Raw genomic sequence first — 15247 nt, 5'->3', positions numbered from 1 at the left:
CTTCATCGTTCCACGGTGACGCGGGTGGACACGTGCGATTCCCCGCCGACAAGGTCCTGCCAGTCGAGCGTCATGCCCGAATCGGGAATGAGGACGTTGTCGCTGACTCCTTCGCCAAGCACCGCCACCCGGCCGACGGTGGCGCCGAAGCCGTGATGCAGGCCCAGGCAGTCGGGGCGGATGCGTTCGGTGCGCTTGGCCCGGACTTTGATCCGGCCGGTGCGGGAGCGCACGGTGACCACCGCCCCGTCTTCGATACCGAGCTTCTTGGCGGTTGCCGTGTTGATGAGCAGCGGATTTTCCATGAGTCCGCCGACGGGATCGCGCAACTGCGGGTTGTTGTGGGTCCACTGGCCCGAGCCCTGGTGGAAGATGGTCCGGTAGGAGATGAGAATGAAGGGGAATTCCCCTGTGTCGGCCTCGTATTCAGGGGCTAGCCCCACGCGCGGCAAGGCCTGGTGCACGTCCTCCAGATCCTCCCAGTAGAGATGGACCTTCTTGCTCGGTGTGCCGAAGCCGCCGCGCTCATATTTCCGGAAACCGGTGGTCCCGGGCGACCAGAGACCGCCCATGGCCTGCAGCCTGTCCACCGACAGGCCAAGGCCCGCCAGTTGGATGTCGTAATATTCCAGGTCGTCCTTGAAGGCGAAGTATTCGGGACACAGGCGCTTACCGAGCTCGATGAAGACCTCGTTGGAGTGCCTGCATTCGCCGGGCGCGTCGACCACCGGCTGACGCAGGGCAACGCCGTGGCCGAAGTTGTACCACCAGGGCATGTACAGGAGTTCCCAGCGCTCGAAGTAGCTTTTGTCCGGGAGTACATAGTCGGCGTATCTGGCCGTTTCGGAGAGCATGATTTCGTAGCTGACCAGCATCTCAAGCTGATAATGCCCCTTGTCGTCGGTCATGGTCACGGCTTTGCGCCATTCCTCCTGCCCCATCTCGGTCAGGGCCGGGTTGCATTCGGACGTGACCAGGACCTTGAGGTCGCCGTTCTTGATGGCCTGTGCTTCGTACCAGGTCGGTTCCATGATGAAGGAGTATTTGCCGAACTTGTCCCTGTCCGGGCCGGTGCGGTGCCATCCCATGTCCCCAAGGCTTGGGCCGGCTGGTGCAGGCAGGACCGGGGAGAGCGGGGTCACGTCGGGCAGGGGCTGGCCGCCGGGGTTGTCGATGTTGCCGGTCACGGCCAGGAAATTGGTCCAGGCGTGTCCGAAATCCAGGGCCTGGCCGAGCATGATGCCCTTGAAGCTGTCCACGCCCACGGACGGGGCCGAGGCACACATTTCGGCCAGCCTTGTGATGTCCTTGGCCGGAACGTCACAGATCTCGCTCATGGCCTCCGGAGTCTTGTCCGCGAGGTAGTCCCTGAATTTGTCGAAGTCGCCTTCGCGAATCCAGTTTTCCACGAACGGTTTGTCGTAGAGTCCGTTCATGACGATGTGATGGGTCATGCCGGTGAACAGGGCCGTGTCTCCGGAAGGTTTGATGGGAATCCACCAGTCGGCTTTGGCCGCATCGGCCGTGAAGATGGGGTCTATGACCACGAGGACGGCCCCGCGATTTTTGGCGTTCAGTATGTCGCGGGGGATGGCTGCGTCATCGAGGCAGCCCATGGCGTGGCGGCCGGCGAGAATGATGACCCCGCCCTTGGGCACGGAGGCGAAGTTCGGGGGAATGTGATGATTGGGCACGCCGCCCATGGTCTTGATGCAGGCCACGATCTTGGCCGAGTCGCAGTGGGGCAGGGCGGTGTTGATGAAGCCGCCGTAGGCGTTCAGGAAGCGCCACTTCGGGTCGGTGATGGAGTGGGGAAAGAAGCTGGCCGTGAGTTTGTGCGCTTCGCCCCGGTCGCGCAGATCCATGAGTTTTCTGGTGATGGCGTGCAGCGCCTCTTCCCATGAGCAGGGTTCGAATTTGCCCTCGCCGCGCTTGCCGACCCGCTTCAAAGGGCGGGTCAGGCGGTCGGGGCTGTACTCCAGCGAGACTCCGGCCATGCCCTTGACGCAGGCCTTGCCCCTGGCCCTGGGGTTGCCCCGAATTTCCTTGAGCACGCCGTCCTCCACCCTGGCCAGGATGGCGCACTCGGCCTTGCACTGATAACACACGGTGGGAATCCATTTACTGTTCATGTTTTTCCTCCTTCGTGTTCGGCCCGGTAATCGGATCGGGCCCGTCCGTTGTCGGCGTCGTGGTGAGCGTGCACGTGTCTTTCACCTCCGTGACCAGCACCCGCGCGCCAAAGAAATGGTGCAGGGAAAGAATGGCAAGTCCTGCCGTCATGATCCAGAGTCCGGCAAGATACGTGGTCACGCTCCAAGGCTTGGCGCACATGCAGAGCGTGGCCAGGAGGCAGATCCCGCCCCCTGCGATGTCGGGTTTGTCCATGCGCAGGTTGAACCAGGAACGCTCGCAGCCTTCGTCCGGGGCCGGGCACTCGAACCAGACGCGGTTCCAGATCACGGTGAAAAGTACGGCCAGGACCGCACCCCAGGCCATGTGCAGGGGCAGGAGCAGGGTGGAGGCAGGCAGGGGCAGGATGGCCGGAATGGCTGCGGTCGCGGCGGCCGGCGGATGGTCGGCGTCCAGGACCTGCATGAGCACGGCCGAGAGGGATACGGCCAGGCCGAGCTTGACGGGGATGGCAAGGCTCGTGCCGCCAAACATCGCCTCCCCCGCCGCGACGCCCAGCAATCCGCCCACGGTGGAGATGAAATGGCCCACGATGACCGATTTGGGCCGGGCTACCCGCAGATAGGTGCAGGTTGCGCCGATGAAGCAGGTCGCGGCCAGCGGCGGGTAGAGCACTCCGACGCCCGTGGCGTCGCGGACCAGGGCGATGAGCGCCATGAAAAGGCCTGCCCCCGTCGATCCCCACAGAATTCTCGATAGGGAGATGATGCCGGGGCGATACAGATCCCGCCGGAACTCCCGCCTGTTTGGCAACACCAGCCGGATTTCGATCATGGCTGTCTCCGTCGATTTGTCGAGGACATATATCCATGACCATACGATGATTATTCGCCGGACGTAAAGGAGGTGCGGAAAATTTCGAAAAACTGGAGTTCAGGCGCGATTTCAGCAGGTTCGAGGTCTTTTTTGGAAGCAGTGACGGCCGGCGGATCAAAAAAGCCGCCCCGTGTGGTCATGGGCGGCTTTGATGCTTGTGTGCTGTAGGGGAAAGGTTCCGAATCGGATTGGTGCGGGCTAAAAAAGAATTACAGGCCGAAATTCGGTCTTTTGAAATTTCGTCTTTCACGATCAGGAACAGGGCCGGTTCAGGCCGCCCTGGAGGCCTTTCCGCGGGCCGAGGCTTGCGCCATTTCAAGACCCACCCCGTACCTGCTCGAATACAGGCCGTCCTGGGGTGCGCACCAGCGGACCATGCCCATGCAGTAGTTTTCGCCGATTCTCCGTGCGGTTTCGTCCCCGGGGCGGAAGAGTATTTTCACAGGCTCTCCCTTGGTCAGAGGATGATCCATTTCGATCATGAGGCCGGTGTCGCTGTAGTTGACGACGCGGGATTCGAACGGGCCTTTGGCCGACGAGTACAGTTCGACACGGCAACGTTCCAGGCTGGCCTTGCGCGGTGATTTTCTTTTGTTGATCATGACAATTCCTCCCAAAAAAATCTGGAAAGCATCAGGCAGATAAGACAGGTTCCGGGCCTTGTCCATATATCCATGACAAAAGAATCATTGCCGTCCGTTCATGGCCTGCATGATTCTGACCACGGCCAGTTCCTTGGCCTTGGCCTCGACGTCCACGGTCATGGACCGGCCCAGCCAGCACCGGGGAAAGTCGTTCTCGTCGATATAGTCCGCGTGGGGTTTGGGATTGCCCTGCCAGCCTTCGCGCGGGGAGGATATGTGGACGTAGGGTTCCCGGCCGCGCCAGGTCGCCGCCGCGAGATCGGTGGCTTCGCATTCGTCCAGGCCGTCGGGGTTGCAGCGGTGGTGATGCACGTCATGGATCAGCGGCAGCCCCAGTTCCATGCACATGGGCAAAAGGTCGGTCACGGTGTAGCTCGCGTCGTCGTTTTCCACGGAGAGTCGCGTGGCCACGTTTTCGGGCAGGCGCCTGAACACTTCGGCGAAGCGGGCCAGGGCGGCGGGCTTGTCGCCGTAGGTGCCGCCGCCGTGAATGTTGATGACGTCCGCTCCGACCAGTTCGGCCAGAAAGGCGTGATATTCCAGCTCGCGTACCGAGTTCTCGACCACGTGGGCATGGGGGGAGGACAGGACCACGAACTGGTCCGGGTGAAAGCTCAGGCGGATGTCGTGCTCCACCGCGAACTTCCTGGTGGCGGACAGGCGCGTGGAGATTGTTTCGGCCCGGGGCAGATCCTCAAGTGCGTAGCCCACCTCGGGGTGAGTCATGCGCGGGAACAGGGGCGACATGATGCGGAATGCGCCGATGCCAAGCCGCTGCGCCGCCTGCACGGCCAGGAGCAGGTTGTCCGCGTTGTGCAGGCAGATGTCCGAGACCTTTTCCAGGGCCTTCTTGCGCTCCATGGCGGACAGAACCTTGGCTGTGGTGGTGCGGAAGGAAATTTCTTGGGCCAGGAAAAGACAACAGAGTCCAAAACGCATGGCGGTCCTTGCGGGGAAAAAGGGTTATCTGACCAGCGGCAGCTCGGCCCAGGACGTGGTGTAACAGGGGGAACGCCGCTCCTGGCGCATGTGCCAGCTCTTTTTGCCCAGACCCGAGGCGGCCAGGGTCAGGGAGCCCCGGCCGTGGACGGTGTTGATCCGGTCCATGACCCGCATGAGGGCGTCGCGGCGGGTTTTTTCCTCGCCGTGGGGCTCCAGGAAGGAGAGCTGGCGATTGCCCGCCGGGGAAAGATCAAGGAGGATCACCCCCGCCTTCTGGTATTTGTAGCCCGGCTTGTGGATGTCGCGCAGAATTTCCAGCGCCGGGCCATGCAGATCGAGGGTGTCGGCCGTGGGCGCGGCCAGGGCGCGGCATCGGCTCCCCGCGTACCGGGGACCGGGCTGAAAGCGGTTGGTTTCGAGAAAGACCTGCACGGCCGCGGCCACAAGCCCCTTGCGGCGCAGTTTCTCGGCGGCCCGCTGCACGTAGGCCGAGACCGCCTCTTCCAGACTCTCCAGGCTTTCTATGCGCGTGCCGAAAGAGCGTGAGCAGACCAGCGACCGGGCCGGGGGCGGGGTGTCCTCCAGGGCGATGCACGGGATCTGGCGCAGTTCCAGCGCCGTGCGCAGGCCGGTCACGGTCAGTTGACGGCGAATCCAGTCATCGGCCTGGTTTTTCAGGTCTAGGGCTGTATGCACCCCGCAGGAGCTGAGACGGAGCGCGCTTTTGCGGCCGATGCCCCAGATGTCGCCCGTGTCCATGTCGCCAAGAATCCTGTCGATATCCGCCTCGTCCTCCAGCAGACGCACGCCGTCGCCATCTGCCTTTTTGGCCAGCCGGTTGGCGATCTTGGCCAGGGTCTTGGTACGGGCCAGACCGACGCAGACCGGAATGCCGGTCCATTTCCGCACCGTGCGCCGGATCTCGCGGGCCGTTTCCAGCAGGGACGAGGTGCCAAGGCCCCGCAGCAGCAGAAAGCATTCGTCGATGGAATAGACTTCCGTTTCCTCCGCAAAGCCGGCCAGAGTCTGCATGACCCGCGCGGACATGTCTCCGTAGAGGGCGTAGTTGGAAGAGAAGACGTGCACGCCGTTGCGGGCGAAAAACGTCTCCCGCTTGTAGGCCGGTTCGCCCATGACGATGCCCAGGGCCTTGGCCTCCTGGGAGCGGGCGATGACGCACCCGTCGTTGTTGGAGAGCACGACCACGGGCTTTCCTTCCAGCCGGGGGGCGAAGACCCGTTCGCAGGACGCGTAGAAGTTGTTGCAGTCGACCATGAGGTAGAAGTCGCGCATCTAGAGCTTCCGGACCACGCCCGAGACCACGCCCCAAACGTGCAATTCCTGCTCCTCGGTCACGGCGATGGGCTTGTAGCAGGGGTTTTCCGGGGCGAGCATGGTCCGCCCGTCCTTCATGACCAGACGCTTGACCGTGAGTTCGCCATCCAGCACCGCGACCACGATTTTGCCGTGGGCGGGCTGTTCGGAGCGGTCCACGACCAGGACATCTCCATCGTTTATGCTCGCGCCGGTCATGGAATCTCCGCTGACCTTGACCATGAATGTGGCGGCGGGGTTGCGGATCAGATATGTGTTCAGGTCGAGGGCTGTCTCAATATAGTCATCGGCCGGGGATGGAAATCCGGCCGAAATGCGATCCAGGTAGAGGGGCGTGCCGTGGCTTGGCTCGGAGACTGCGCGGCCCAGGACTTCGAGGCGGCCCGGGCCCAGGGGGCGGGGATTGGGAAGGTTTGACATGCATGAACCATTGCCTCCCGTATTGGCTTCCGTCAACGTCGGCGTTAGTACTGTCACCGATAAATGAAAACACAGACGGGGAGTCCATGCTTAGCTTGTTCCCTGGGAGAATACATGATTATCACCGCATGCACCCTTGATTGTCCTGATGCCTGTTCCCTGCTGGCCGAAAACGGGGAAGATGGCCCACGCCTGCGCGGCAACCCGGATCACCCCTTCACGCGGGGCTTTGCCTGTTCCAAGCTCGACGTGCATCGCAGGCGCCTGACCAGCCCGCATCGCCTGCGTTCTCCCCGGCTCAAGGTCGGAGGGCGTTGGCAGGACATAGGCTGGGATGAGGCGCTTGGACTGTGCGCCGAGAAGATCGCCCTGTACCGGGATGAGCCCCGCTCCATCCTGCATGTGCGCGGGTCGGGCAACCGGGGCGTGGTCAAGGCGCTTTCGAACCTCTTCTTTCGCACTCTCGGCGCCACTGGCCTGCATGGGTCGTTGTGCGACGAGGCCGGGATAGAGGCCTGCATGAAGGATTTCGGCTGCCTGCGCACCAACGATGTTTCCGACATCCTGAACACTTCGGCGCTCATCAACTGGGGCCGCGATCTGGCCCGGGGTTCCGTGCACATGGCGGCCATGGTCCGGGCCCTGCGCAAGAAGGGCGTGCCCGTGGTGACCATCGCTCCGGGAGCGGACACGGCGCAGGGCTTCACGGATCATTTCGTGCGCGTAAAACCCGGAACGGACCGCTTCCTGGCCGCGGCCGTGCTGCGCGAGGTGCTGCGCCGCAAGGGCATCGCGCCGGAGGTGGCGGCCGGCTGCCATGATCCGGCGAGCTTTGAGGGTCTGCTGGCCGAAGCCGGACTAGGACTTTTGGAGTGGTGCGGGGCGCGGCCCGAGGACGTGGCGCTGCTGGCGGACCATTACGCCGGGCCTGCGCCCGTGGCGACACTTCTGGGCTGGGGGCTGCAACGCTATCGTTTCGGGGGCCAGAACGTGCGCTTCATCAACGCCCTGGCCATGCTCTCGGGCCAAGTGGGCAAAAGCGGCGGCGGGGCCTATTTCGGCCTGAGCTCCATGGCCAATCTCACTCTGCCCTGGAAGGCGAAGACGGCCTATGGCCGGACCCTGCTCATGCCCGATCTGGCCCGGGAGCTTCGCCGTGCCGATCCGCCCGTGCGCATGGCCTGGGTGGAGTGCATCAACCCGGCCAACCAGTTCCCGGAAGCGGGCGAGGTGGCCCGGGCCCTCGATGGGCTCGATTTCGTCGTGGTGGCCGACGCTTTCATGACCGACACGGCCGAGGTCGCGGATCTGGTCCTGCCTGTTGCGCTCATGCTCGAACAGGAGGATGTCGTTGGCTCATTTTTGCATGAATATGTTCAGTGGAGCGCCAAGGCCGTGGAGCCGCCCCAGGGTGTGCGTACGGATTACCGGATCCTGTCCGAGCTGGGCGCAAGGCTATCCCCTCCCGTGATTCTGCCCGAGCCCGAGGAAGCCTTGCGCCGGGCGCTCGATTCTGCGGCCCTTGAGACCAGCCTGGAAGAACTGCGCCGCACGGGATACGTCCGCTCGACCCATCCGGCCGTGGCCTTTGAGGACCTGCGTTTCGGGCACGAGGACCGCCTCTACCACCTGCCTCCCCGTCTGGACCCGCCGGTGGCGGCGACGCAAGCCTATCCGCTGCAGCTTCTGACGCTGATCAACCGCCGTTTTGTCCATTCCCAGATTCCGCCCGAAGAGCAGGGCGAAAGCCCGGTGGTGACGGTGCATCCGCGCACCCTGGAGCGCCTTGGCGTCACGCCCGGGGCGGGGTGGCTGGTTACGGAACTGGGGCGGCTTGAGGTGCTGTTCGCGGCGGACGAGTCCATGCACCCGGACTGCGTGGTCTACCGGCGTGGGCCGTGGGGCAAACTGGGCGGAGGGGTGAACCGTATCATCGGGTTCGTGGAGACGGACATGGGCGGGGTGGGCGCGTACTATGAACAGCGTTGCCGCCTGGAGCAGAGGGATCAGTAGCGGCCGTTCTTGACCGTGGTCACGTAGAGATCGTAATCGGGATCGTTTTCGACGTTGACGCCCGGGTAGGACGGCTCGCTCCACTCGAAGCGGTCATTCCGCCAGACGACCAGGGTGCGCCGCGCCTTGAAGGCCGCGTCCACATAGACCACTTCCAGGGTGTCTCGCGTGTCGTAGGCTGAAGCGTCGCAGACGATGCCGACCTTGGTGAAGGCCTGGCCATGGATGGTGACGGGATAGCCGGTTCTGATCTTGGGCCGCATGAACTGCTTTACCTGGCTGAAGTTTTGTCGGGAAGCCTTTGTGGCAGGAACTTTTTGCGAAATATCGCGCTTTTTTTGTTCTGCAAAGAGAAAATATCCGCCACGGTTCGTGGCGTGCAGTTGATGACCGGTATTATGATGCCGGTGCATGAAACATCGGCATGGGTCGGCTCTCAGGCGTGCGAGGCCGGTCGCTTAAAGTGATTTCTTGCCACATGCGTGCGCGATGACCCTGTTGAGATCCTCGATGGAGATGGGTTTGGCCAGGTATTCGTCAAATCCGTCCTCCAGGTATTTTTCCCTGTCCCCCTGAAGGGCATGGGCCGTGAGCGCGATGACGGGCAGGTCTCGTCCGAATCTGTCCCGGATATGGCGCGTGGCCAGGCTCCCGTCCATGACCGGCATCTGGATGTCCATGAGCACGCAATCCACGGTGGCCGTTTCAAGATGATCAAGGGCTTCCTGGCCGTTGGTGGCGCAGATGACCCGGTGTCCGAGTTTTTCCAGGGATTTTTGCAGGAAAAGCCGATTGATGGGATTGTCTTCGACGACCAGCACGGAGAGCCCATGTACGGAGGGGCCGTCATCCTGCCCCGTGCCCTGCTTCGCTTCTTCCGACAGCGTCCTTTCGACCGGGATGCTGAAGAAGAAGGTGGTTCCGGCCCCTTCCGTGCTCTGCACCGCGATGGAGCCGCCCATGGCTTCGATGAGCTGCTTGACGATGGCCAGGCCCAGCCCTGTGCCCTGATATGTCCTGGTCGGAAACCGCGCGGCCTGGGTGAAGCGCTCGAAGATGCTGTCCAACTTGCTTTCGGGGATGCCGCATCCGGTGTCCGATATTTCAAAATCAAGCATCATGCGGGCGCTTTTCTCCTTGAGAGTCACCCCTGTCAGACGCAATTCTATTTTTCCGTTTTCGGTGAATTTGACGGCGTTTCCCACCAGATTGAAAAAGATTTGGCGGATTCTGTTTTCATCGCCGAGCACCGCCTCGGGCAGTGCCTCGGTAAGGACAAGCGACAGGGTGACGCCTTTTTCCCGCAGGCCGCTATTGAAGAAGGCGAAGGTGCCTTCCAGCATGCTTCTGGGGTTGAAAGGGGTGTTTTGCAGATCGATTTTTCCGGCTTCGACCTTGGAGAAATCGAGGATGTCGTTGATGATGTGCAGCAGGTTCTGGCCGGACTGGCGGATGAGGGCCAGATATTCCTGCACGCTCGGGCTCCCGGGATTGCCCAGGGCCAGTTCGGCCAGGCCCATGATCCCGGTCAGGGGCGTGCGGATTTCGTGGCTCATGTGTGCAAGAAAAAGGCTTTTGGCCTCGTTGGCTTCATCGGCCTTGCGCCTGGCGGATTGCAGTTCCAGAAGAGTCTGCTTGCGGATGTGCGCGACCAGGGTCAGGGAAATGATGATGACGAGCAGGGCGATGACGATGCTGCCGAAGATCAGGAAAAGCCGCTTGTTGGCCTCGAAGATGCTCAGAGGCCGATGCGTGACGACGGAACCTTCAGGCAAGACCTTTTCATCCAGGTTGAAGCGGGACAGCTCCCGGTAGTCGAAGAAGAACCGGTTGGCCACTTCCCGGACTACGGGCAGGTCCGAAGGCGCGGTTCCGTCCAGGATCTGCAAGGCCATGCGGGCCGCGATTCTGCCGTGTTCGGCTCCATTGACCAGTTTGCCGCCGACGATGCCGTGTCCCAGGAAAAAATCCCAGAATCCGTAGAGGGGGCTCTGCGTGTTGGCCCGTATCAAGGCCGCGCTGGGACCGAAATCAAGCATGCGGCCATCCGGGCCGGCGATGGCGTTGGCCAGGAAGACAAGTGTTTTCGGGCTTAGGGTTGCGACCTTTTCCAGCAGGACGGGAGTGGGGATGTCCTGCCAGAAGTGGAAGCGCAGTCGCCCGGCATAGGAGGGCATGAGATGCAGAAACCGGCTGCGGTTCGATCTGTCCGTGCTGGACAGGGAACCTCCGATGATGACCACGTTGCGCGTGTCGGGGTGCAGGGCCAGGGCTGCGTCAAGGGTCTCGCGCACGGAGATTATTTCCGACACGCCGGTGATGCCCTCCGCGCCGCCGAGCATTTCCGGCTGGAAGTTGTTCACGCCGCAGAAGATTATGGGCACGCCCGCAAAGAGCTCTTCGCGGTTTTGCAGCACGAACCCGAAAGCCGCGTCGTCGGAGACGATCACCGCATCCACGGCATGGCCGCGCACGTGGGTGGCGATCAACTCCGTTTGCATCTTGAGCATGTTTTCCTGCGGATAACGCTTGGCGTCGAGGTACTCGGTGCTGAGCGAACAGGGTGTTTTGGAGGAGGCGAGGGTCTCGACGATGCCCTGGTGTATGTCGTCGGTCCAGCTCAGCCCCGGATTGTAGGAGTGAATGACCAGGATGTCGGGGGCGCTTTGGCCTTGCGCGCAGGGAACGCTCAGGGTCAGCAGCATCACGGTCAGCAGGTAGAAGGCTTTATTCCACAAGTGCCGCAGCCTCCTGAAGGAGAGCCTCGGGGATGTCGATGCGCAGTTTTCTGGCCATGTTCAGGTTGAACATGGTCAGGCCTCGCGTTGTACTGACGATGGGAATGTTCCCGGCGCGCTCGCCGTCCAGGATGCGCAGGGCCATGCCCGCTGCCAGGGTTCCGTGTTCGAATCCGGTCTGGATCACTCCGCAGAGGGCCCCGTCGGCGACCGTGTAGTCGAAAAAACCCACGGAGGGCAGGTCCGCGTGTTTCCGGGTCCAGCGCATGACCTCGTGGCCCGGCACTACCCGGCCTCCGGCATCGGTCAGACTGTGGTAGTTCATGATGGCAAGGGCGTCGTGGTTTGAACCGCTGGCGTCAACCAGTTCCCGCCATTTTTCATAGGTGTCGACAATGATCCATTCGGCTTCGATGTCCGTCGGGGTCGAGGTGCGCATCGATCCGACCGCCGCCAGGCTTGAGGATCTGGAGTCCAGGAGTACCGCGACCCTGCGAACGTCCGGGCACAGGCGGCGCAGCAGCTTCAGGCTTTCGCGCCAGGCGAGTTTCTCTACGACTCCCGTGACGTTGAGAGCGGGATAGCCGTAGCGCGCCGGGTCCTGGTTGACTCCGCAGAAGACAATCGCCGGGGCCGAACTGTCGCCTGCGAACCGCGCCGCGAAATACTGCTGTGCATCGTCGTCGCTGGCGATGACCACGTCCGGTCTGAAGCTGCGCATCATCGCGGCCGCTTTTTGTCCCACGGCGGTGAGGGTTTCCTCGTCGCGGTTGATGTTGGCGTCCATGAATACGGTGCGCAGTTCGATCCGGCGCTTTGAGAGCATCCGCTCCAGGGCGTCATGGATGTCGGCGGTCCATGCGAAATTGCGGTCATAGCTGTGCACGATCAGGATCTTCCCGCCGGGAGCGTCCGCGGCCTTGCCGGGGCGGGAAGAGATCAGCGTGATGAGTGACAGCATGATGATGGTCATGATTATGCGGCGCATAATTTTTCCTGTCACACTATGTTGTGTGCCGCAATACGCGCGGGGCTTCGTGGGCGGGATCATGGTTTCCCTGACAATGGCCCGGAGGGCGGGAAGGGCTCAGGGGCCGACCTTCGTTTTGAGCGGCTTCTTCGCGCTCTCCCTGCGCAGCATCTCGGAGATGGCGTGCATCAGGTCCTTGATGTCGACAGGTTTGGACACATAGGCGTTCATGCCCGCGTCGAGGAATTTTTCCCGGTCCCCGTCCATGGCATAGGACGTCATGGCGATGATGGGAATGTCTTTCACCTGATCGCCGACCAGGCCCCGGCGGATGGACTGCGTTGCCTCGACACCGTCCATGACCGGCATCTGCACGTCCATGAGCACAAGATCGTAGGGCTCGCTCGCGAGGGCCTCAAGAGCCTGCTTTCCGTTCTGCACGTGCCTGACCGTGGCTCCGAAAGCGCCAAGGAGCTTGACGCCGAGGATGCCGCTGAAATGGTCGTCTTCGGCCATGAGCACACTCAAGCCGTCCAGGGCAGGGGCAAAAAAGGATTCGCGCCCCGGGACGGGTTCGGATTTTTCTGATCCCAGGGCGAAGGTGACGCTGAAATACATGGTCGTGCCCACCGCAAGTTCGCTGACAACAGAGATGTTGCCGCCCATGAAGGACACGAGGCGCTTGCAGATGGACAGGCCGAGGCCCGCGCCCTGATAGCTGCGGGTGTACCCTTCCGTGACCTGGGAGAATGGCTGGAAAAGGCTGCTCAGCTTGTCGTCGGGGATGCCGATGCCAGAGTCGGCCACGGAGAAGAGCACCCGGCATTGTCCGTCATGCAGCGCAGGCAGAAGAGAGGCTTCGACGGTCACGCTGCCGGCCGGAGTGAATTTGAGGGAGTTGCCGACCATGTTGCCAAGGACCTGCTGCAGACGCGTCGCGTCTCCAAGGAGCTGGCGGGGGATGGCCTGGTCGATCAGGAAGCGAAGGGCCAGCCCTTTTTCCCTGGCCGTGGGCGAGAAGAGGTCCCCGGTCTGGCGCAGCACTTCGGACAGTTCCAGGGGCGCACTCTGGATGCTGAGCTTGCCCGCCTCGATGCGCGAGAGATCAAGGATGTCGGTCAGGAGCCGCACCAGCCGGTTGCAGGAATGGATCGCGGTGTCCGTGTAGTCTTCCTGGATGGGGTCGAGCTTGGTGAGTTGCAGGAGCTGGAGCATGCCCATGACGCCGTTCAAGGGCGTGCGGATCTCGTGGCTCATGTTGGCCAGAAATTCGGACTTGGCGCAGTTGGCGGCTTCGGCCAGATCCCGGGCCCGAAGGATTTCCTCTTCGGCCCGCTTGCGGTCGCTCATGTCCATGGCGATTTCGATGCGCACGAGGCGTCCGTCGGTCCAGGGGATGACCTGATCGAAGTTTCTGTACCATTTGCCGGTCACGGGGTTGAAACATTCCCAGGCGATGACTCCCCGGGGGCGACCGTGTTCGTCCAGCAGCCTGCCGTTCGTGCAGTGGCCACAGGGCGCGGATTCGTGGTTGAACGCTTCGTGGCAGAGCTCGCCGGTGCAGTCGCGCCCGAAGCTGTTCTTAATGTTCTGATTCATGAACAGGATGCGGTAGCTGGTCAGGTCGGACACGTAGACGTCCACGGGCAGGCTGTCGAGGATGGTCATGAGCGTCCGGTTGCTGCTCGCCAGCTCTTCCTGGGCCAGCCTGCGGGCGATGGCCGCGCCAAGGCTGGCCGAGACGATGTTCAGGACATGCTCCTCGATGGGCGTCCAGGAGCGCGGTGCGCGAACCGAATCGAAGCCGAGAAATCCCCACAGCGTGCCGTGCAGCTGGATGGGGACCACCAGGATGCTGATGATGCCCTGCGGTTCGAGAATTTCTTTTTCGTCAGCCGGAAAGTCGCGGACCAGTCCCCTGATGGCGCGTCCGGCGCGCATCTCGGTCAGCCAGCGGGGCGTCAGGTCGCTCATGGGCAGATTCTGGAGGTCCGGATTGTCGAGCTGGGTCGGGATTCCGGGTCGTGTCCATTCGTAGAGCTGACTGGTCAGCACTGCGCCTGAATCGGGCTGCTGCTGGTTTTTGAATATATAGACCCGGTCCGTGTCCGTGCCCTGGCCCAGGCGTGCCAGGACTTTGGCCATGGATTGCTCAAGATCGGGTTCAAGGAGAAGCTCAAGAGAGGTCCCGGCCGCAAGCTCCAGGGCCTTTTCGCGCAAAAGCGAGTTTTTTTCCGCGAGCTTGCGTGGCGTGATGTCGACAATCAATCCTTCGAGGGTCCTGACTTCGCCGTTTTGACCCTGCACGGGAATGCCCACTTCCCAGACCCATTTGGGCTGTCCGTCGGCGGTCATGATCTCGAATTCGAGCTGGATCGGGGCGAGCTTTTGGATGCCCTCAGTCCATTTTTTTCGGACATTGTGCTGGTATTCCGGGAGAATGAGGTCGGTGAATGAGAGACGTTTGCTGTGCAGCAGCTCTTCGGCGCTGTAGCCGGTCAGTCCGAGGCAGCCGTCCGAGACGAACTCCATGTTCAGTTCCGCGTCGTTGCGGCGGCGAAAGGCCATGCCGGGGAGGCTGTCGACGAGCATGGAGGTGTTCTTTTCCCTGGCCTCAAGTTCCGTTTCCATGCGCTTGCGCTCGGTGATGTCGGTGGTGAAGCTTTGGGTGTGCGAGATCCGGCCTTCGGCATCGCGCAGGATTCCGGTCTTTCCGGACACCCAGATGATGGCTCCGTCCCTGCGCGCAATCTGGAATTCCCGGGCGCCGTCATTCTCCGGCCCGTCCGCGATTCTCGAATGCTTTGCACCTGCCGCGTCATGGAGCCGGGCCGCGATGTCGGGGTCCGAGGCGATCAGGTCTTCAGGGGAGTCATAGCCGAGCATTCTCGCCAGTGCAGGATTGGCGCTGAGAAGTTTGCCGTCCGGCGTGGCCGTCGAGAAGCCGATGGGCGCGTTCATCAGGATGTCGTGCAACGCATTTTCCCGGCTCGGGCATTCCTGGTCACGGCGATTTTCCGTCGATGACAGGTGAGTGGGCATTCGCGACTCGCAAGGTTAGGGTGAGATGGCTGCCTGACAACCAGTTTTCATGAGCGATACTGGAATCTTGCCTTGAAAACTGCTTCAAGACCCATGCCGGAGGGGCATTCTTTTTCATTGTGTTTCATCATTTT

The 15247-nt window shown here is 62.1% G+C and carries 11 protein-coding genes; 1 reads left to right on the top strand and 10 read right to left on the bottom strand.

The window, feature by feature from the left end; genetic code table 11:
• Window positions 1-2: 2 nt before the first annotated feature.
• The 6 genes from BMZ24_RS14920 to BMZ24_RS14895 form a co-directional block, all read right to left on the bottom strand.
• Window positions 3-2132: a molybdopterin-containing oxidoreductase family protein gene (locus BMZ24_RS14920; protein WP_092193560.1), complete on the bottom strand. Its 2130-nt coding sequence runs from the start codon at window positions 2130-2132 to the stop codon at window positions 3-5.
• A complete protein-coding gene (locus tag BMZ24_RS14915) occupies window positions 2122-2967 on the bottom strand; it encodes an HPP family protein (RefSeq protein WP_092193559.1) in 846 nt (281 codons plus the stop codon). Before BMZ24_RS14915 ends, BMZ24_RS14920 begins: the two co-directional genes overlap by 11 nt.
• A 311-nt stretch (window positions 2968-3278) precedes the next feature.
• Window positions 3279-3611, bottom strand: coding sequence for a PilZ domain-containing protein (locus BMZ24_RS14910; protein WP_161949182.1), 333 nt, complete (start codon window positions 3609-3611; stop codon window positions 3279-3281).
• Between the two features lie 84 nt (window positions 3612-3695).
• Window positions 3696-4592, bottom strand: coding sequence for a UV DNA damage repair endonuclease UvsE (gene uvsE, locus BMZ24_RS14905; RefSeq protein WP_092193557.1), 897 nt, complete (start codon window positions 4590-4592; stop codon window positions 3696-3698).
• 24 nt (window positions 4593-4616) lie between these two features.
• Complete coding sequence (locus tag BMZ24_RS14900) at window positions 4617-5888, bottom strand: Y-family DNA polymerase (RefSeq protein WP_092193556.1); 1272 nt, start codon at window positions 5886-5888, stop codon at window positions 4617-4619.
• Window positions 5889-6350, bottom strand: coding sequence for a LexA family protein (locus BMZ24_RS14895; RefSeq protein WP_092193555.1), 462 nt, complete (start codon window positions 6348-6350; stop codon window positions 5889-5891).
• A 114-nt stretch (window positions 6351-6464) separates the two neighbouring features.
• Between BMZ24_RS14895 and BMZ24_RS14890 the strand changes: the two genes are divergently transcribed.
• Window positions 6465-8363, top strand: coding sequence for a molybdopterin-dependent oxidoreductase (locus BMZ24_RS14890; RefSeq protein WP_161949181.1), 1899 nt, complete (start codon window positions 6465-6467; stop codon window positions 8361-8363).
• On the opposite strand, the gene BMZ24_RS19555 is transcribed toward BMZ24_RS14890, so the two are convergent.
• From BMZ24_RS19555 to BMZ24_RS14870, 4 genes are all read right to left on the bottom strand, one after another.
• Entirely contained in the window at window positions 8357-8626 is a 270-nt protein-coding gene (locus tag BMZ24_RS19555) for a hypothetical protein (RefSeq protein ID WP_143077927.1), read from the bottom strand. The genes BMZ24_RS14890 and BMZ24_RS19555 overlap by 7 nt on opposite strands.
• Window positions 8627-8821: 195 nt before the next feature.
• A complete protein-coding gene (locus tag BMZ24_RS14880; RefSeq protein WP_092193552.1) occupies window positions 8822-11101 on the bottom strand; it encodes an ATP-binding protein in 2280 nt (759 codons plus the stop codon).
• Window positions 11091-12089, bottom strand: a complete 999-nt coding sequence (locus tag BMZ24_RS14875) for an ABC transporter substrate-binding protein (protein ID WP_161949180.1) — start codon at window positions 12087-12089, stop codon at window positions 11091-11093. The genes BMZ24_RS14880 and BMZ24_RS14875 overlap by 11 nt, the downstream gene beginning before the upstream one ends.
• A 99-nt stretch (window positions 12090-12188) precedes the next feature.
• Window positions 12189-15113 carry a PAS domain S-box protein gene (locus BMZ24_RS14870; RefSeq protein WP_092193550.1) on the bottom strand — a complete coding sequence of 975 codons (2925 nt, stop codon included), beginning with the start codon at window positions 15111-15113 and terminating at the stop codon, window positions 12189-12191.
• Between the last annotated feature and the right edge of the window lie 134 nt (window positions 15114-15247).

Origin of the sequence: Desulfomicrobium norvegicum (assembly GCF_900114595.1) — a bacterium.
Classification (GTDB): domain Bacteria; phylum Desulfobacterota; class Desulfovibrionia; order Desulfovibrionales; family Desulfomicrobiaceae; genus Desulfomicrobium; species Desulfomicrobium macestii.
The sequence above is the reverse complement of the archived record's forward strand: the minus strand, read 5'-3'. Positions and strand labels throughout refer to the sequence as shown.

Coding starts and splice junctions, on each gene's coding strand:
- BMZ24_RS14870 (WP_092193550.1), bottom strand. CDS start 15,113: ATGCCCACTCACCTGTCATCGACGGAAAATCGCCGTGACCAGGAATGC.
- BMZ24_RS19555 (WP_143077927.1), bottom strand. CDS start 8,626: ATGCGGCCCAAGATCAGAACCGGCTATCCCGTCACCATCCATGGCCAG.
- BMZ24_RS14890 (WP_161949181.1), top strand. CDS start 6,465: ATGATTATCACCGCATGCACCCTTGATTGTCCTGATGCCTGTTCCCTG.
- BMZ24_RS14895 (WP_092193555.1), bottom strand. CDS start 6,350: ATGTCAAACCTTCCCAATCCCCGCCCCCTGGGCCCGGGCCGCCTCGAA.
- BMZ24_RS14920 (WP_092193560.1), bottom strand. CDS start 2,132: ATGAACAGTAAATGGATTCCCACCGTGTGTTATCAGTGCAAGGCCGAG.
- BMZ24_RS14910 (WP_161949182.1), bottom strand. CDS start 3,611: ATGATCAACAAAAGAAAATCACCGCGCAAGGCCAGCCTGGAACGTTGC.
- BMZ24_RS14900 (WP_092193556.1), bottom strand. CDS start 5,888: ATGCGCGACTTCTACCTCATGGTCGACTGCAACAACTTCTACGCGTCC.
- BMZ24_RS14915 (WP_092193559.1), bottom strand. CDS start 2,967: ATGATCGAAATCCGGCTGGTGTTGCCAAACAGGCGGGAGTTCCGGCGG.
- BMZ24_RS14875 (WP_161949180.1), bottom strand. CDS start 12,089: ATGCGCCGCATAATCATGACCATCATCATGCTGTCACTCATCACGCTG.
- uvsE (WP_092193557.1), bottom strand. CDS start 4,592: ATGCGTTTTGGACTCTGTTGTCTTTTCCTGGCCCAAGAAATTTCCTTC.